17 protein-coding genes are annotated in these 18309 nt (G+C 62.7%); 7 read left to right on the top strand and 10 right to left on the bottom strand.

Annotation, left to right across the window (positions count from 1 at the left end; genetic code table 11):
- Positions 1–9: 9 nt before the first annotated feature.
- Together ACXYMO_RS17630 and gndA are read right to left on the bottom strand one after the other, a co-directional pair.
- Positions 10–762, bottom strand: a complete 753-nt coding sequence (locus ACXYMO_RS17630; RefSeq protein WP_458880054.1) for an SDR family NAD(P)-dependent oxidoreductase — start codon at positions 760–762, stop codon at positions 10–12.
- On the bottom strand, positions 759–2186 hold the full coding sequence (gene gndA / locus ACXYMO_RS17625; RefSeq protein WP_458880053.1) for an NADP-dependent phosphogluconate dehydrogenase: 1428 nt from the start codon (positions 2184–2186) through the stop codon (positions 759–761). Before gndA ends, ACXYMO_RS17630 begins: the two co-directional genes overlap by 4 nt.
- 188 nt (positions 2187–2374) lie before the next feature.
- Here gndA and ACXYMO_RS17620 point away from each other — a divergent pair, with 188 nt between their 5' ends.
- Positions 2375–2833: an NUDIX hydrolase gene (locus ACXYMO_RS17620; protein WP_458880052.1), complete on the top strand. Its 459-nt coding sequence runs from the start codon at positions 2375–2377 to the stop codon at positions 2831–2833.
- Between the two features lie 108 nt (positions 2834–2941).
- Entirely contained in the window at positions 2942–4423 is a 1482-nt protein-coding gene (locus tag ACXYMO_RS17615) for an inorganic phosphate transporter (protein WP_458880051.1), read from the top strand.
- Here the strand turns inward: ACXYMO_RS17615 and ACXYMO_RS17610 are convergent.
- The 3 genes from ACXYMO_RS17610 to ACXYMO_RS17600 form a co-directional block, all read right to left on the bottom strand.
- On the bottom strand, positions 4420–5424 hold the full coding sequence (locus ACXYMO_RS17610; protein WP_458880050.1) for a 2-dehydropantoate 2-reductase: 1005 nt from the start codon (positions 5422–5424) through the stop codon (positions 4420–4422). The genes ACXYMO_RS17615 and ACXYMO_RS17610 overlap by 4 nt on opposite strands.
- A 153-nt stretch (positions 5425–5577) precedes the next feature.
- On the bottom strand, positions 5578–6504 hold the full coding sequence (gene argF / locus ACXYMO_RS17605) for an ornithine carbamoyltransferase (protein ID WP_458880049.1): 927 nt from the start codon (positions 6502–6504) through the stop codon (positions 5578–5580).
- 75 nt (positions 6505–6579) lie between these two features.
- Entirely contained in the window at positions 6580–7755 is a 1176-nt protein-coding gene (locus ACXYMO_RS17600) for an acetylornithine transaminase (protein ID WP_458880047.1), read from the bottom strand.
- Positions 7756–8158: 403 nt separating this feature from the next.
- Here ACXYMO_RS17600 and ACXYMO_RS17595 point away from each other — a divergent pair, with 403 nt between their 5' ends.
- Positions 8159–8725 (top strand): GcrA family cell cycle regulator, encoded by a 567-nt coding sequence (locus ACXYMO_RS17595; RefSeq protein ID WP_458880046.1) that lies wholly within the window; start codon positions 8159–8161, stop codon positions 8723–8725.
- Between the two features lie 68 nt (positions 8726–8793).
- Here the strand turns inward: ACXYMO_RS17595 and ACXYMO_RS17590 are convergent, their stop codons facing one another.
- From ACXYMO_RS17590 to ACXYMO_RS17575, 4 genes are all read right to left on the bottom strand, one after another.
- Positions 8794–9309 (bottom strand): YHS domain-containing (seleno)protein, encoded by a 516-nt coding sequence (locus tag ACXYMO_RS17590; RefSeq protein WP_458880045.1) that lies wholly within the window; start codon positions 9307–9309, stop codon positions 8794–8796.
- A gap of 168 nt (positions 9310–9477) precedes the next feature.
- Positions 9478–9831 (bottom strand): MmcQ/YjbR family DNA-binding protein, encoded by a 354-nt coding sequence (locus ACXYMO_RS17585; protein WP_458880044.1) that lies wholly within the window; start codon positions 9829–9831, stop codon positions 9478–9480.
- A 7-nt stretch (positions 9832–9838) separates the two neighbouring features.
- Positions 9839–10633 (bottom strand): SseB family protein, encoded by a 795-nt coding sequence (locus ACXYMO_RS17580; protein WP_458880043.1) that lies wholly within the window; start codon positions 10631–10633, stop codon positions 9839–9841.
- Complete coding sequence (locus ACXYMO_RS17575; protein WP_458880042.1) at positions 10623–11246, bottom strand: uracil-DNA glycosylase family protein; 624 nt, start codon at positions 11244–11246, stop codon at positions 10623–10625. The genes ACXYMO_RS17580 and ACXYMO_RS17575 overlap by 11 nt, the downstream gene beginning before the upstream one ends.
- A 291-nt stretch (positions 11247–11537) precedes the next feature.
- Here ACXYMO_RS17575 and ACXYMO_RS17570 point away from each other — a divergent pair, with 291 nt between their 5' ends.
- The 4 genes from ACXYMO_RS17570 to ACXYMO_RS17555 are packed head-to-tail and all read left to right on the top strand — an operon-like array spanning position 11538 to position 16233.
- Entirely contained in the window at positions 11538–12197 is a 660-nt protein-coding gene (locus ACXYMO_RS17570) for an ABC transporter ATP-binding protein (RefSeq protein ID WP_458880041.1), read from the top strand.
- Positions 12175–13878, top strand: a complete 1704-nt coding sequence (locus tag ACXYMO_RS17565; protein WP_458880040.1) for a capsule biosynthesis protein — start codon at positions 12175–12177, stop codon at positions 13876–13878. Before ACXYMO_RS17570 ends, ACXYMO_RS17565 begins: the two co-directional genes overlap by 23 nt.
- Positions 13875–14714, top strand: a complete 840-nt coding sequence (gene kdsA, locus ACXYMO_RS17560) for a 3-deoxy-8-phosphooctulonate synthase (RefSeq protein ID WP_458880039.1) — start codon at positions 13875–13877, stop codon at positions 14712–14714. The genes ACXYMO_RS17565 and kdsA overlap by 4 nt, the downstream gene beginning before the upstream one ends.
- A gap of 22 nt (positions 14715–14736) precedes the next feature.
- On the top strand, positions 14737–16233 hold the full coding sequence (locus ACXYMO_RS17555) for a phosphomannomutase/phosphoglucomutase (RefSeq protein ID WP_458880038.1): 1497 nt from the start codon (positions 14737–14739) through the stop codon (positions 16231–16233).
- 59 nt (positions 16234–16292) lie between these two features.
- On the opposite strand, the gene ACXYMO_RS17550 is transcribed toward ACXYMO_RS17555, so the two are convergent.
- Positions 16293–18236 carry an AsmA family protein gene (locus tag ACXYMO_RS17550; RefSeq protein ID WP_458880037.1) on the bottom strand — a complete coding sequence of 648 codons (1944 nt, stop codon included), beginning with the start codon at positions 18234–18236 and terminating at the stop codon, positions 16293–16295.
- Positions 18237–18309 lie beyond the last annotated feature (73 nt).

Below are 18309 nucleotides of genomic sequence, written 5' to 3'. Positions count from 1 at the left end.
GCGCTGCCCCTATTCGGTGCGCAGTGCGGGCAGGCCAATGCCGACGGCCTGGAACCCGCCATCCACAGCAAGGATCTGGCCGTTCACATAGCTGGCATTGTCGCTGAGCAGAAAGGTGATGGCGTGTGCGATTTCATGTTCCAGCCCATAACGGTTGAGCGGGATCGCATCGTGATAGGCGGCACGGATTTCCGGCGAATGCACCGCCAGCGCCAGTTTCGTATCAACCGGTCCCGGGGCCACGGCGTTGGCGCGGATGCCCAGTTCGCCCAGTTCGGCGGCCTGTTGCAGGGTCAGCTGGCCCAGCGCCGCCTTGGACGTACCATAGGCCACGCGCAAGGTGCTGGCGCGCAGGCCCGAGATCGAGGTGATATTTACGATGGACCCGGCCCCGGAGGCGGCCAGCATGCCGGTAAAGGCCTGGGTCATCAGGAACGGGCCGTTGAGGTTGGTCTCCATCACGGTGCGCCAGCGCTCGAACGTGGTTTCGCGGATCGGGCCGAAATCGGCCACGCCCGCGTTGTTGACCAGACCGTTCAGGCTTGCGAATTCGCCCGCCAGATAATCCTGCGCGCGATCGACCTGTTCGGGGTCAGACACATCGGCAATGATGGGCAGCACGTTTTGCAGCTGGCCAGCCTGGGCCAGCAGTTCGGGTTCGTCCCGGTCCAACATGGCGACCCGCCAACCCTCTTCCAGCAAGATTTTCGTGGTGGCCAGTCCGATGCCGCGCGCGGCACCTGTTACCAGGGCAGTTTTCATTTTTTGTTCTCCTCGTTGAGGGATTGGTCCCAGGGGCCATGAAACTGACCGGGGCGATCCACACGCTCAAACCCATGATTGCCGAACAGGTCGCGTTGGGCCTGGATAAGGTTGGCAGTGCCGCGCCCCTGTCGCATCGCGTCGTACCATGACAGGGCCGAGGACATGGCCGGCAGCGCGTGACCGCGCAGGGCCGCCGCCGCCACCGTCCTGCGCAGGGCGGGGATAGCGTGGCCAAGCCGCTGCTGCACGTATGGGGCCAGGATCAGATGGCCATGCGGCGGGCCGTCGCGCAGGGCTGCGGTAAAATCGTCCAGCAGGGCCGAACGGATGATGCAGCCGGCGCGCCAGATTTCGGCGATGCGGGCCAGTTCCAGTGACCAGTCGAACTCCCCGGATGCGGTGGCAAGGATGCGGAACCCCTGGGCATGGGACAGAATGCGCGCGGCCAGCATGGCATCGGCCAGAGTGCCCGGGTCCGGCAGATCGGCCGGGTGCGCGGCCCGGTCCAGAATGTCTTCGGCCTGTTCGCGGGCAGCCTTTTCCGAGGACCAGCCGCGCGCGCCGACCGCCGCCTCGATGGCGCTGGCCGATTGACCCAGTTTCAGCGCCTCGATCACGGTCCAGCGGCCGGTGCCCTTTTGCCCCGCCTGATCCAGGATCACATCGACCAGCGGGCGGCCCGTTTCGGGATCACAGGTCGCAAGGGCGTGGGCCGAGACCTCCATCAGGAAGGAATTCAGCGGCCCGTCATTCCATTCCGCGAACAGCGCGCCGATCTGCGCCGCGTCCCATCCGGCACCGTCGCGCAACAGGCCGTAAAGTTCGGCGATCATCTGCATATCGGCATATTCGATGCCGTTGTGCACCGTCTTCACGAAATGCCCTGCCCCGTCGGGACCGACATGGGCCACGCAGGGGTCATCGCCATATTTCGCGGCAATCACCCTGGCCAGAGGTTTTATCTGGTCCCAGCTGTGATCGGTGCCGCCCACCATCATCGACGGACCATGCCGCGCGCCCTCGGCCCCGCCGGAAACGCCCATGCCCACAAAATGCAGGCCCGACCCGTCGAGTTCGGCCACACGGCGCCGCGTGTCGTTGAAATCTGCGTTTCCGCCGTCGATGATGATATCGCCCTTGTCGAGCAGCGGGCGCAGCTGGGAAATCATCGCATCCATCGGCGCGCCAGACGGGATCATGAACAACAGGACCCGCGGCTGGGCGACCGAGGCCACGAACCCAGCCAGCGTTTCATGCGGATCAAGCCGGGCGGCCAGGTCACCAGCGCCGTCGATGAAGGACGATATCCAGTCGGACTCCCGGTTGGTGACGGCCACGCGGAATCCGTTTTCGGCCAGGTTCAGCGCCAGGGCGCCGCCCATCGTGCCCAGACCGTAAACTCCGATTTCGGCCTTGTTCATCCTGCCGCTCCGTTTTGGTATGCCATTTCAGCTTTACCCCCCTGAGCGCCGGGTTCAAGGCCCCCCGGGGTCAGCCGCTACGCGGCAAAACAGCGCCAGAAACCCGCTAACCTTGCATTTTCAGGAGTTTTTTAATATATAATTAGCACACATATAAAAAAATTGGCGAGCAGTGCCGAGGAATTAAAATGACGAACAGTTTGAAACTAGCCTGGGAAGAGATTCTCAGACCGCTCTTCTTTAGACCCAAGCGCGTGCAGGTTGCCGCGCTGTGTTATCGCCCGACCGAAAAGGGCAAGGACGTGTTGTTGATCACCAGTCGCGACACGGGCCGCTGGATCCTGCCCAAGGGCTGGCCGATCAACGGGCTGAACGGGGCCGAGGCCGCGCTGCGAGAAGCCTGGGAAGAGGCCGGTGTCGCCGATGCGCGCATCCAATCTGCGCCGCTGGGCATGTTCGAATATTCCAAGAAACTGGACAATGGCGCAGAAACCACGGTGGAGACACAAGTGTATCTGACCGAGGTCGAGCAGCTGTCGAAATCCTATCCCGAGGCGGATGAACGCACCCGGCAGTGGGTCAGCCCCAAAGAAGCGGCGAATATGGTTCAGGAGCCGGGCCTACAAAGCATCCTGCGCGATCTGTAAGTCCGGTTTGACCGGGCAAATATGTCCCGTACGCAAGGTTTTTGTTGCGTGCTCGGGACAGACCCCTTAGGCGCGTCCTGAAATTCCTCCCTGGATACGGACGCAACGATGTCGAACACACCGCTTGGTAAACAGTGGAAAACGCTTGATACGGACCTGAACCGGATCAGCCAGGTCGAATATGCCACCACCTATGTTTCGCGCCCAATGGTGGGGTCGGGCATCGCGCTGGCCTTTATCGTGATGGCCGGGCTGGCTGCGGCGGTTTTCTTCGGGCAGGAACCAACCAACCTGATCGTGGTCGCGGCGGCGGCCTTTGGCGCCTATATGGCGATCAATATCGGTGCCAATGACGTGGCCAACAACATGGGCCCTGCGGTGGGTGCCAAGGCGCTGACCATGGGCGGTGCGATCCTGATTGCCGCCATCTGCGAAAGTGCAGGCGCACTGTTGGCCGGGGGCGACGTGGTATCGACCATCTCCAAAGGCATCATCGATCCCGCCGGCATCCAGGATTCCAAGGTTTTCATCTGGGCTATGATGGCGGCGCTGATCTCATCGGCCCTGTGGGTGAACCTGGCCACATGGGTCGGGGCGCCCGTGTCCACCACACATTCGGTTGTCGGCGGCGTCATGGGCGCCGGGATTGCCGCCGCCGGCATGGCGGCCGTCAACTGGCCCACAATGGGCAAGATCGCCGCCAGCTGGGTCATCTCGCCGGTTCTGGGCGGCGTGATCGCAGCGGCGTTTCTGGCGCTGATCAAATGGCGGGTCATCTATCGCGAGGACAAGATCGCCGCGGCACGGTTCTGGGTGCCGGTGCTGGTCGGGCTGATGGCCGGGACATTTTCGGCCTATCTGGCGCTGAAAGGTTTGAAGAAGATCGTCAAGATCGACCTGCCCACGGCTCTGATCGCCGGTCTGGTGATTGGCGTCGTGGTCGTGTTGATTACCCGCCCGCTGATCCGTCGCCAGTCGGAAGGCATGGAAAACCGAAACAAGTCGATCAAGACATTGTTCGGTCTGCCGCTGGTCGTTTCGGCGGCGCTTTTGAGTTTTGCGCACGGGGCTAATGACGTGGCCAATGCCGTGGGTCCGCTCGCCGCCATCGTCCACGCGGCCGAGTTTGGCGATTTCGCGTCGAAAGTGGCCATTCCCATGTGGGTCATGGTCATCGGGGCCTTTGGCATTTCGTTCGGCCTGTTCCTGTTCGGCCCGAAACTGATCCGCATGGTCGGATCGCAGATCACCAAGCTGAACCCGATGCGCGCCTATTGCGTGGCACTGAGCGCGGCGATGACCGTGATCGTGGCCAGCTGGATGGGCCTGCCAGTCAGTTCGACTCACATCGCCGTTGGCGGCGTGTTCGGAGTCGGGTTTTTCCGCGAATGGTTCATGGAACGGCGGTTGCGTCAGAACAACAACGCGAAACCTGTCACGCAGCGCCTGGCCGCCGAAGAGCGCCGGCGCCGCAAACTGGTGCGGCGGTCGCATTTCATGACCATCGTCGCGGCCTGGGTCATTACCGTCCCGGCGGCGGCGGCCATGTCGGCGGCGATTTTCCTTCTTCTGAACCTGATCGTCGTCTAGGCGCGGCGGATATCGTCCACCGCCATGGGTTTGCGGGTGTCGGGCGGTTCCCGCTCGGCCGCCCGGATCAGCGCCATGACCCTTTCATTAAACGGCGCGGTCAGGCCATGGGCGCGGGCAAGATCAACGATTGTACCTTGCAGCGCAGCGATTTCGGTTGGGCGGCCCTGCTTCAGGTCATAGGCCATCGAGGTGCGCGCGCTGGGGTCGATGGTCAGCATCTGCGCGGCGATCCGGCGAAACAGCGGCGTCGGCAGGCGCAGGATATGCGGGATAAGGCGCGCGGCAACAGGGGTTGAGGGGATGACCCTGATGCCCGCCGCGCGCAGGACACGCAACGCCTCGGCCATCTGGTCGGCCATCAGGCGGCGCCAGTCACGATCCATCAGCTGATTTTGAAGCGGCAGACCGGACAGGGCGTTCAGCGCATTGTTAAGGTTGATGACAAGCTTGCCCCATTGAATGCCCGTGATGTCATCGCTTTGCGTCACGGTGAGGTCAGGGACACTCAGCAACTCGGCCAGAGGCGCAGGACCGCTGGCGATGATGATGTCACCGCTGCTGGCCCGGTGATAGCCGCCGCGCCCGCGCGGCACCACGTTGAACGGAACCATGCCCGCACGCACATCACGCCCGGGCAGCGCCTGACGCAGGGTTTCAGCCGCCTCAAGCCCGTTCTGCAGGCTGACGACGGGTACGGACGCGTTGCAATGAGCCGCGATCAGGTCGGCTATCTCCCCCGTGGCGCCGGTCTTGACCGTGACAAGAACCAGATCGGCCTGTTTCAGCGTGGCGGCGTCCTCGGACAGGACAAAGGCGGAGGCAGGGATCTCGCGCTGAAGCCCGGAAAAATCGCTGACCGTCACGCCGTGCTCCGCTATCTGCGACAGAACGCGGGGCCGCCCCAAAAGGGTGACCCGCCTGCCCGCCGTGGCGAGGAGAGCGCCGACGAAGACACCGATGGACCCTGCCCCGGCCACCACGATCACTGGGTCTGTCATCCACATCCTCCCACGCCTGTCAGCACCAGCTTATCCGCCGTCCCGCCCGGCCACCAGCGGCACGGGCAGAACGGCGTATTGCATCGTGATTTGCGGATCTGAAATGCGCGGTAGCGCGCAATCGGGTCACGCCCTGTGCGGAAAGGACCCGGGTCAGACCTCGAGGCACCAGCGCATGATCGCCTTTTGCGCGTGCAGGCGGTTTTCGGCCTCGTCGAAGATCACCGATTGCGGCCCGTCCATGACTGCGCTCGTCACTTCCTCTTCGCGGTGGGCGGGCAGGCAGTGCATGAACAGCGCGTCCTTGTTGGCCTGGCCCATCAGCGCCTCGTTCACCTGGTAGGGGCGCAACAGGTTGTGCCGCCGTTCGCGCGCCGATTGGGCATCGTGCATTGACACCCATGTGTCGGCCACCACCAGATCGGCGCCGTCGACCGCCGTGGCAGCATCACGTTCAATGATCACCTTGCTGCCCTTTTCGCGGGCGAAACCGATGAATTCGTCCTCGGGATCCAGTTGCGCCGGGCCGGTAAAGGTCAGATCAAACCCGAACTGCCCCGCCGCATGCAGAAAAGAGGCGCAGACGTTGTTGCCGTCCCCGGTCCAGACCACTTTTTTCCCGGCGATCGGTCCGCGGTGTTCCTCGTAGGTCATCACATCGGCCATGATCTGGCAGGGATGCGTGCGGTCGGTCAGCCCGTTGATCACCGGCACGTCCGCGTATTCGGCCATCTCGGTGAGAACGGACTCATCGAAAGTCCGGATCATGATCATGTCCACATAGCGCGACAGCACGCGGGCAGTGTCGGCGATGGTTTCGCCATGGCCCAGCTGCATGTCGTTGCCCGACAGCACCATGGTCTGCCCGCCCATCTGGCGCACCCCCACGTCAAAGGACACCCGGGTCCGGGTCGAGGGTTTTTCAAAGATCAGCGCCACCATGCGTCCGGCCAGCGGCTGTTCGTCGTCCGGGGCTCCCTTGGGGCGGCCGAGACGCGCGTTCTTCATGGTTCCGGCATTGTCGATGATGGACCTGAGCGCGGTGGCGTCGGTTTTATGAATGTCGAGAAAATGGTTCATATCGTGTCACTTCTGTCTGGAAGAGGCCGGGGGCTCTGCCCCCGGACCCCCGGAGTTTTTCTGGCAAGATGAAGGTCAGGTGGATTGAAGCGCCGTGGCAGCGGCATCGAGACGGTCGACGGCCTGGGCGATTTCATCCTCGGAAATGGTGAGCGGCGGCAGCAGGCGGATCACGTTGTCGGCCGCCGGGACGGTAATGACGAGGTTGTCGTACCCGGCATTGACCAAGTCCATGTTGGTCACCTTGCATTTGAGGCCCAGCATAAGGCCCGCGCCGCGCACCTCTTCGAAGATGTCGGGGTGTGTGGCAATCAGCCCTTCGAGTTTCTGGCGCAGCAGACCGGCTTTCGCGTTCACGCCGTCAAGGAAGCCCGGCGCCGTGACCGTGTCCATCACCGCGCATCCCACAGCGCAGCCCAGCGGGTTGCCGCCATAGGTGGAGCCATGGGTGCCTGCGGTCATGCCCGAGGCCGCATTTTCGGTGGCCAGCACCGCGCCTAGCGGGAAGCCGCCGCCGATGCCCTTGGCCACCAACATGATGTCGGGGTCGATCCCTGCCCATTCATGAGCGAAGAGTTTGCCGGTGCGGCCAACGCCGCACTGGACCTCGTCCAGGATCAGCAGCAGCCCGTGTTCGTCGCAGAGATCGCGCAGGCCCTTGAGGCATTGGTCGGGCAGAGGGCGGATGCCGCCTTCGCCCTGCACAGGTTCGATCAGGATGGCGCCCACGGTATCGGTGATCGCCGCATGCAGCGCGTCGTGATCGCCCCAGGGTAGGTGCACGAACCCGGGCAGAAGCGGGCCAAAGCCCTTGGTCATCTTTTCCGAACCCGCGGCCGCGATCCCGGCCGAGGAGCGGCCGTGGAAAGAGCCTTCAAACGTAATGATATCGGTCTTTTCCGGTTTGCCCTGATCGTACCAGTATTTGCGCGCCATCTTGACCGCGAGTTCGCAGGATTCCGTGCCCGAGTTGGTGAAGAACACCGTATCGGCAAAGGTCGTCTCTACCAGCTTGTCGGCCAGCGCTTCTTGCTGGGGGATGTGATAGAGGTTGGAGGTGTGCCAGAGCGCCTGGGCCTGATCGGTGATCGCCTTGACCAGCGCGGGGTGCGCATGGCCCAGCGCGTTCACGGCAATGCCGGCGCCCAGATCCAGAAAACGTCGGCCGTCCGCCTCGATCAGCCAGGTGCCTTCGCCTTTGACAAAGGTCAAAGGTGCGCGGTTATAGGTCGGCAGAACGGATGCGATCATCGGATCATCCCTTTTGGAGTTGAGCCTTCATGAGTGCCTCATGACAGGCGGTTTCGTCAATGATTTGGGTAAGGTCGCCCCTGATCCGGGGCACGAATGAACAAACGGGCCGAAGCGCTGGGTCAGCGTCGGCGTCGGGCAATCAGGATGTGCGCGTGTTGGCTCATGCCGCAGCGTTAGCCCACAACGCCGCACAAGGGAAGCCCAATTTGCACCAGGCGCCCGTCCTTGGGCCGCGTCAAACCACGGTTCGCGGGCGCAAGGGATGAAAATAACGCGTTCGCCATGGGGTCGGGTGTGCAACACACCTTGTAACCGGGCCCGGAGTGACTAAAATAGAACAGAACCAAGATATCGAAGGCGGCCGCATTAGGGGGCCGCTTTTTAACTGGAAAGGCTATCAATGTCCTGGACTGACGAGCGCGTCGAACTGCTCAAGAAAATGTGGGGCGAAGGTCAATCGGCCAGCCAGATCGCCAAGGAGCTGGGTGGCGTGACCCGCAATGCCGTTATCGGCAAGGTCCATCGTCTGGGACTGTCGAACCGGACCACGGGCGCTGCCACCGCATCGCCCAAGACCGAGGCCAAGGCGAAACCCGCGCCCAAGCCCAAACCCGAGGCGAAACCATCGCCCAAGACCGAGGCCGCGCGTCCAGCTACGCCCGAGGCCAAGCCGAATATTCCGGCCCGCCGCCAGATCATTCCCGCCGGCCAGCCATTGCCGCCGCAACCCTCGGCCAATGAGATCAGCCCCGAGGCGCTGGCCAAGGTGAACGAGGTCGAAAAGAAGGCCAAGAAGATCAGCCTGATGGAACTGACCGAGCGGACCTGCAAATGGCCCGTCGGCGATCCGGCAACGCCGGATTTCTGGTTCTGCGGTCTGCCCGTTCAGGCGGGCAAGCCTTATTGCGAGGCCCATGTCGGCGTCGCGTTCCAGCCGATGAGTGCGCGGCGCGATCGCAAACGCTGACGCCATTGGTGCACCTGTTCTGATGCAGACGGCGGTCCGGATACCCGGGCCGCCGTTTCCTTTTGCGCTCAGTTCACCGGCGCGGGTGAGGAGAAGTTGGGGATCGGTCGGGGCGAGGCCTCGGCCGGTTCGATCTTGACCCAATTGCCCTCGGCCAGGTTGATGTTGCCGGGAATGTCCTCTTCCCAGAACCCGACGACATTCTTGGTGATGTTCAGGTACAGCTTGTCCTCAACGATGCGCCAAAGGTTCGGGTTGCCCGGCACCTTGCCGCCCTTGCTGACGCCATAGGCGCAGTGGCCGTCGTACTGGGGTGCGTAATAGGCGGGGTTGGCGACAAACTTGTCGCGGTTCTCTTCGCTGGAAAAGGCGAAGGTCGCGCCGTTATAGTCGGCCGTGATATCGGCGCGCCCTGGCACGGCTTCGGCCTGGGGGGTGCCGATGTCGGATTGCGGCAGGCTGCGATAGGCGACCACGTCAAATCCCGACACGGCAAACCCGGTGGTGTCGACATACTGATCGCCGGCGAAGGCGGGCATAGCGAACGCGGCGGCAGCGGCGAAGGCCAATGCAAAACGTTTCATGTCTGATCCTCATGTAAGATGCGCTCCGGCCTGATGTCGGCCGGTGAATATAGGATAGGGCCCATGCGGCGGGCGCGGATCCCCCCCTAACGCGGGTGTGACCGGGCAAGAGGCCGCGTGATGCACAAGGGGTCAATTTGCCGTGCCGGAGTATTCGGGTGAAACTGGCTAAAGCCCTATTTCGGCGCGTTTTTTTCGGGTCAGCCCTGCCACGACCATGTCATAGGACACCTGAATGTGATGTTTCAGTTCTGCATCCGACAGGCCGGGGTCCGCATACTGTTGCAACCATTTCAGCCCGCGCGAGGCCAGATAGGGTGCCGGGCGGATACCGGGGTTGTCCGACAACACCTCGAACGCGATGTCGGATGCCTTGAAGGTAAAGGCGGCCTTGCCGTCGTTCCAGCCGCAGATGGAAAAGACCTTGCCGCCAACCTTCCAGACGTCGGCGTTGCCCCATTGGACCACATGGGTCGTGGCGGGCAATCCGGCGCAAAAGGCGTTGAACTCGTCGCGGGTCATGACGCGGTTATTTCAGGATCGGCGGGCGGTCGGGGTCGCGACCGGGGGCCGAGGGGGCAAGGGTTTGCGGCTGCTCGGGTTCGGGTAGATCAAAGCGCAGACCGACACGGGCCAGTTTCGCGGCAACCGGATCAGAGGCGGCGAAGAACCCCACATCCATCGCCCCTGCCTCGATCCCGGAAAAGGTGAGCGCCTCGCCTGCCGCCTTGGCCAGGGCGCCGCGCGCGGCCTCGGTCGCATCGACGAAGGCCAACATGTGGCCACGCCCGCCGGACTGATAAGTGACGCCGACCAGATAGGCGCTGGCCGCCAGCCCGGTGGCCGTGGCGAGTTTCGCATCCAGCGCGGTGATCAGGGACTCGGGCAATCCACCGGGGGCGCTGACCTCGTCTATCCGGGCCTCGACCTCGTCCGGGGTGTGGGCGACGGTGTCGGCCAGCCAGGCCACCGCCTCGGCCGGAACAAGGAACGAGGACGGGGCGACGTCGAGGTTCAGGCCCATGCCGATGCCCTGGGGCGCCAGCATCTGGGCCAGGGCGCGCCCCGAGAGGGCCGCATAGGGCGCGGGGCGGCCCGCGAACCGGGCCAGCCGGTCCTCGCGGTCGAACACCAGAACAAAGCGCCCCTCGGCGACCTCGAACAGTTCGGGGGAGATATTTTCGCCCTCGGCCTCTTCGGTCAGCATCAGGAACAGTTCGCCATCCGCGAGCCGTTCGTAAAAGCGCATCCGGCGGGCTGCGTCCTCGGGGGCGGCCTCCATCGCGGCGTGGGCGTGATCCAGCGGTGTCTTGTTATCGCTCATGCAGTACCTCTTGCACCGTTTTGCGCAGCACCGGCAACAGGTCGCGCGCGAACCACGGATTTTTCTTGAGCCAAGCGGTATTGCGCCAGGACGGGTGCGGCAACGGGAAAATGCGCGGCGCATGGTCCCGCCATCCGGCGACCGTTTCGGTGACCGGGGTCCTGGTCCGCAGGTGCCAGCGATGCGCATGGCCACCGACAAGGATGGTCAGGCGCACGGTGTCGAGGTCCCGCATCACCTGATCGTGCCAGGTCTTGGCGCAGATCGGCGGCGGCGGCAGATCGGCCTTGCGGGCGTCATAGCCGGGAAAGCAAAACGCCATGGGCACGACGGCCACCCGGTCGCGGTCGTAAAAGGTGGTTTCATCCATGCCCAGCCAGTTGCGCAGACGGTCGCCCGAAGGGTCGGTAAAGGGCCGCCCCGAAGCATGCACCCGCGCACCGGGTGCCTGCCCCGCGATCAGGATGCGGGCGCCGGGGCGAAACCACACAACCGGGCGCGGTTCATGGGCCGTATGGGTGGCGGCAAACCGGACGGCGCATAAGGTGCAGGCCCGGATACGATCTGTCAAAGGGGCGGCGCCGGGTGCAGAGGGAAGGGGTTCGGGTGACATGGTGCCACCTGTATGAAACGCCTCGCCCCCAAAGGTCAAACAGGCCCCGCTTGCATTGCGATGCGGTCGGCGGAAGATGCCCGCCGCCGCCACGCGTTGTGACGTGAAACGCCGCCTTCTCCCCTTGCGCCCAATTGGCATTGGATATTTCTATCGCATTTAGACATAATATGGATCAAATGGGCAAATACGCCGTTAACAGCCCTCTGCTAAAGGGGAACGGCCACATCACGAACCAAACCAACAAGCCCGTCGTTGACCAAGGCCGCACGGGCAGTGCCGGAAACAACTATGCTTGAACTGGTTGATGTCAGTAAATCGTTTTGGACAGGAAGCCAGCGCAAGGTGATCCTGGACCGGGTGTCGCTGCGGGTTGAACTGGGCAATTCGCTGGGCATTCTGGCCCCCAACGGCACCGGCAAGACGACCCTGATCAACATCATGGCTGGCCTTGAAAAACCGGATGAGGGCGAAGTGCGCCGGATGTGCAACGTGTCCTTTCCGCTGGGGTTCATGGGGGGTGTGGTCACCAAGGTATCGGCGATGGAGAACAGCCGCTATATCGCCAAACTCTACGGCCTTGACCCCGACTATGTGGAATCCTTTTGCCGGTGGCTGTGCAATCTGGGTGAATATTTCGACCAGCCGCTGGGCACCTATTCGTCCGGCATGCGGGCGCGGTTCTCGTTCGCCTTGATGCTGGCGCTGGATTTTGACATCTACCTGATCGACGAGGGCATGCCCGGATCAACAGATGTGGAATTCAACAAGAAGGCCGGTTCGATCCTTGAGGAGCGGCTGCGCACCACCACCATCATCATCGTGTCGCATTCGCCCGCGACGCTTGAAAGATACGCTCGATCCGCAGCCGTTCTGATGAACGGGCAACTGCACATGTTCGATACACTGGAAGAAGCAAAGCGGCTTTATGACTACGAAACCCAAAGCTAAGAAATTCCGCGTCCGTCGTAACGCTGCAGATCAGGCAGCGGCCCCCGAGGCCGAGCCGCCGGAGGCGCGCCCCGTGCCCGGCCCCGATGAGACCGAAGGTGCTGCGCAAGCAAAGCCCCAGCCCGAACAGGAGCCTGCGCGCGAGGGACAGGTAGAGACGCCCCGCGAAACCAGCGCCGAGGCCGAGATCGACGCGATCAAGCGCGAGGGCCTGACCGGACGACAATTGCGCATGGCGCGCCGCGTGGCACAAAAACACAAGCTGGCCGCCACGTCCGACTATGACGCGGTGCGCCTGTTGCGTCAGCACGGGATCGATCCGTTTTCGCGCAACAACATGCTGGAACTGGTTGTGCCCAAGGGCGGCGCGGAGCCCCATGAAGGGGGCGCGCCCGATGCCTTTGCCAGCGCCACCGCGGCCGCCGAGGCCGCAGCGGCCGAAAGCAAGTCGAAATCGGACCGGGTTCAGTTGCCCCAGACGGTCCCGGCGGAAAAGACCACCCTGCCCTCGACCGAGATGAGCCCGGCCGAAAGGCGCAATCGCGAAATCTCGGAAATCCAGCGGGACATCATGCTGCGCCGCCGGCGCAAGCTGGTTTTGTTGCTGACCCGTCTGGCATTTTTCGTGTTCCTGCCGACAGCGATCGTCGGGTGGTATTTCTATAAGGTTGCAACGCCGATGTATTCGGCCAAATCCGAATTCATGATCCTGCAGGCCGACAATCTGGGCGGTTCGGGTCTGGGCGGGCTGCTGACCGGGACGCAGTTTGCCACCAGCCAGGATTCGATTGCCACGCAATCCTATCTGCAGTCCAAGGATGCGATGCTGCGGCTGGATCAGGATATCGGGTTCAAGGCGCATTTCACGCAGGACTGGATCGACCCGATCCAGCGTCTGACCGACAACCCGTCCAACGAAGAGGCGTACAAGACCTACTCCAAAAACATCAAGATCGGGTATGACCCAACCGAGGGCGTGATCCGGATGGAAGTTTCGGCGGCCGATCCGCAGGTGGCCAGCGAATTCAACAGCCGTTTGATTTCCTACGCCGAGGACCGGGTGAACAACCTGAGCCAGCAAAAACGCGCGGACCAGATGAAAGACGCGATGGAAGGGTTCGAAAATGCCCGCATCGAACGCCGCAAAGCGCAAGAAGACCTGGTCGAATTGCAGCAGCAGGGTGCCATTCTGGACCCGGAAGGCGTGATTGCCAGCCTGCGCGGGCAGATCAACAACGTGGAATTGCAATTGCAGGAAAAGGAACTGCAACTGGCCGCGCTGATGGACAATGCGCGCCCCAACCGGGCCAAGGTCGATGGTGTCGCGGCGGATGTCGGGCGTTTGCGCGACCTGCTGGCCGACCTCAACAACCGGATGGTCGACGCGTCGAAGGGCGAAAATTCGCTGGCGCAGCTGACCGTGCGCATCCAGATGGCGCAGGCCGATCTGGCAACCCGCGATCTGATGCTGCAATCGGCGTTGCAGCAGGTCGAACAAACGCGGATGGAAGCCAACCGGCAAGTGCGGTATCTGACCACATCCGTACAACCCGTGCCCAGCCAGGACCCCACCTATCCCCGCAAGTTCGAAAACACCGTTCTGGCTTTTCTCATCTTCTCGGGCATCTATCTGATGATGTCCCTGACGGCCTCCATTCTTCGCGAACAGGTAACCTCGTGACCGTAAAACATGTTTCAGTCGCTGATCTGACGATCGGCAATGACCGCCCGTTGACCGTTATCGCCGGTCCTTGCCAGTTGGAAAGCGCGGATCACGCGCAGATGATCGCCGGACGGATGAAGGAGATCTGCGCGGCCAATGGCGCGCAATTCGTGTTCAAGGCGTCCTATGACAAGGCGAACCGCACCTCGCTGTCGGGCAAACGCGGCCTGGGCATGGAACAGGGTCTGGCGATCCTGTCCGATATTCGCAAGTCGCTGCATGTGCCGGTGCTGACCGATGTCCACAACGAGGCGCAATGCGCCCCTGCCGCGGAGGCGGCGGATATCCTGCAGATCCCGGCGTTCCTGTGCCGCCAGACGGACATGCTGTTGGCCGCCGGAAACACCGGCGCGGCGATCAACGTCAAAAAGGGCCAGTTCCTGGCGCCCTGGGAAATGCCCAACATCGTAGAAAAGATCGAAAGCACCGGCAATCACCGCATCCTGCTGACCGAGCGGGGCACGACATTCGGATATAACACCCTGGTTGCCGACATGCGGTCGCTGCCGCAGATGGCCAAGACAGGGTATCCGGTGGTGATGGACGCCACCCATTCCGTGCAACAGCCCGGCGGGCAAGGCGGGTCAAGCGGCGGACAACGTGAATTCGCGCCGGTCATGGCGCGCGCCGCCGTGGCCATTGGTGTTGGTGCGGTGTTCATCGAAACCCACCAGGACCCCGATAACGCGCCCAGCGACGGTCCGAACATGATCCGTCTGGACGATATGCCAAAGCTGATCGAGACGTTGATGGCGCTGGATGGGATTGCCAAGGCAAATCCGGTCCAATTGTAATCCGATTTCAAGAGAGTCTGAAATGAACAAACCTGCCGCGAAGGTAACTCCGAACACGTGGGAATTTCTGCGTGATGCAATGATCACGCCCACCGGATTCCGCGAATATGACGCCCGCTGGAAATACCCCGAGGAAATCAACCTGCCCGGCATGACCGCCCTGGGCCTGGGTCTGGGCACCCAGATGCAGCGGCGCGGGATCGACCCCGTGATCGCCGTCGGCAATGACTACCGCGACTATTCGCTGTCGATCAAGAACGCGCTGATGCTGGGGCTGATGCAGGCCGGGATCACCGTCAAGGATATCGGTCCGGCCCTGTCGCCGATGGCCTATTTCAGCCAGTTCCATCTGGACGTGCCCGCCGTGGCGATGGTCACGGCGAGCCATAACCCTAATGGCTGGACCGGAGTAAAGATGGGCTTTGAACGCCCGCTGACACATGGCCCCGACGAAATGGCCGAATTGCGTGACATCGTGCTGAACGGCGATGGTGAACACCGCCCCGGTGGCGGGTATGAATTCGTGCATGGCGTGCGCGAGGCCTATCTGGAAGATCTGGTGGGCGATTTCAAAATGACCCGCGAGCTCAAGGTGGTCTGCGCCACCGGCAACGGCACCGCATCCGCCTTTGCACCCGAACTGTTCGAGCGTCTGGGGGTCGAGGTCGTGCCGAGCCATAATGAGCTGGATTACACCTTTCCCAATTACAACCCGAACCCCGAAGCGATGGAAATGCTGCATGACATGTCCGACAGCGTCAAAGCGTCGGGGGCCGATTTCGCACTGGGCTTTGATGGCGATGGCGACCGATGCGGCGTGGTCGATGACGAGGGAGAAGAAATTTTCGCCGACAAGGTCGGGGTCATCATGGCCCGCGATCTGGCCAAGATTTACCCCGGTTCGACCTTTGTGGCCGATGTGAAATCGACAGGATTGTTTGCCAGCGATCCTGAATTGCAGAAATACGATATCAAGGCCGATTACTGGAAAACCGGCCATTCGCATATGAAACGCCGGGTCAAGGAAATTGGCGCGCTGGCGGGCTTCGAAAAATCCGGGCACTATTTCCTGGCCGAACCCATCGGGCGCGGATACGACTGCGGGATGCGGGTGGCGGTGGAAATCTGCAAGCTGATGGATCGCAACCCGGATATGTCCATGTCGGACCTGCGCAAGGCGCTGCCGAAAACATATGCCACGCCGACCATGTCGCCCTATTGCCCGGACACGGAAAAATACGACGTTCTTGAGCGGCTGGTGGCCAAGCTGGTGGCCAAGGCAGATGCGGGCGAAACCTTGGCCGGACGCAAGATCGCACAGGTGGTCACCGTCAACGGCGCGCGGGTTATTCTGGACAACGGCGCGTGGGGTCTGGTACGGGCATCATCCAACACACCCAACCTTGTCGTTGTGTGCGAAAGCCCCGAAAGCGACGCGGAACTGCGCGCAATTTTCAAAGAGATCGATGACGTGATCCGTACCGAGCCCTCGGTCGGTGATTACGATCAAACGATCTGAGGCCCGGCCTCAGTCCGCAAACGGCCCCGCAGGCAACCGCGGGGCCGTTTTGTTTTGGATTAGTCCTTGCCAAGCAGCTTGAGCAGACCTTTCTTGGCCTCGTCTTCAAGCTTGTCCTTGATCGCCTCTTCGGCGGACTGGCCTTCGGGGACCTGAACATCCAGTTCCTTGATCAGCTTTTCCTTGGCCTTGGCCTTGGTTTCCTCTTCCAGCGCCTTGATCTTTTCATCGGCGCGCGCCTTCATCACTCCCTCAAGATCGGGGCGGATACTGGGGTTTGACCAGGGCCCCTTGATGCGCACCGGCACGGCCAGCCCCTGCCCCGCGTTGGCGCGTGTCGCCACCGGGGTGAACAGATAGTCGATATCCCGTGCGCCCAATCCGATGCGCCCCACACCATCGGCCCGATAATTCGGCAATAGCAGCAACAGGTCCTCGTTCATCAGATTGCCGTTGGTGATGACATGGGTGGCCGTCAGGCTGTCGAATACTGTGGTGCCGCCGCCCTCACCCGAGCGCATGAGCGCATTGAGGTCGATCCCCGAAATCACGCCCTGCGCCATTTTCAGGCTGCCTTTGCCCGACAGCGATTTCATGATCGCATCGACGGACTGGCCCACACCCAGAAACTCGAATTCGACCGTGGCCTTGCCCGACAGGCGCTTGACCTCGGCCAGATCGGTCAGGGCCGATTTCATCTCGATATCCGAGGCGCGCAGTTTGCCGCCCACGGACAGCCCTTTGCGGTTGTTGGCCACCAATTGACCGGTCAGCGTACCGCCAAAGGCGGTGACGCGGGCCAATTCCAAAACGGCGCGCGACCGGTCGATCTGAAGCACTGCATTGGTATCGCCCAATTGGGTTGTGCTGGTCTTGATGCTTTTGGCGGTCAGGCTGATTGTCCCGTCGACAAGGCGCAGCGCGCTGGCGTCAATCGGAACGCGCGACCATCCGGTTTCACCAGATGATGTGCCCGCACCACCGGTTTGCGTCGGCCCGTCGCCCAGCGCGCTGAAATCAAGCGCATCGGCGCTCAGCCTTGCGGTGATCATGGGCCTGTCGCCCAGGGTAACATCCGCCGCGCCGGACAGGCGATTCTGGTCCAGCCCGATCAGCATGTCGCGCAGCGAGACGCGCCCGTCGGTGGTATAGGTCACATCGCCCGAAATATCCGCGCTGCGCCCGGCCCCGGATGGAATGTCGACGGCCCCTGCGCCCAGCGCGGACAGCAAGCGGGCGGTATCGGTTGTCTTGATCGTGACCCGGCCTGCGGATTCACCCGTGCTGGCGGCGCGCCCGACGAAATCAACCGTGCTGCCAGGCGCCTTGATCCGCGCGGTAAGCGGCGAAACGGCGCCATCGATGAACGCGGCGAAGGAGGCAATCTGTGCCGCGACCGACACCGCCTGCCCGTTCGGGGCCATCGCTATGCGCAGATCGGCCGCCCCGGCGGGGTCAGGCCAGTCCAGATCGACATCGACCCCGGCAAAGGTCACCGGGGACTCGCCTTCGGCCAGGTAGGTCAGGCGCGCGTTCTTGAGGCGCATCTGTTCCAACGTCATCTCGCGCCGGGATTTGGCTGCCGTGCCCTGCCCGGTACCTGCGCTCGGCGCGGCGGGGGTTTCGAATGCCCAGTTCACCCGCCCGTCCGCGCGCCGTTGCAGGTTCAGTTCCGGCGCCTCGGCCACCACCCGTTTCACCCGGATCGCGCCGCGCACAAGATCGGGCGCCGAGACCCCGATGGACAGGCTTTGTGCACGCAACATCGGCTCGGGCCCGGCCCAGTCGGCATTGGCGACGGTCACGGGGCCGGTTTCGACACCCAGCACCGGCCACAAGCTGAACGTCACATCGCCCTGAAACGACACCTCGCGCCCGGTCTGGGCGCGCAGCTGGTCGGCGGCGAGCTTTGCGATCTTTTCCCCCGGCAGCATCAGAACGACACCCACCAAAAGAACCGCCGCAACGATCAGCGCCCCGATTATTCGAAAAATCCACCGCATGACATCTGCTCCGCCTGCTGTTTTCCTTATCCTACCCTGCGGATATCCGCGCGCAAAGCCTTTGCACCGGGCG

This window comes from Arenibacterium sp. CAU 1754 (genome assembly GCF_054482635.1).
This window is presented reverse-complemented; position numbering and strand designations above follow the sequence as displayed.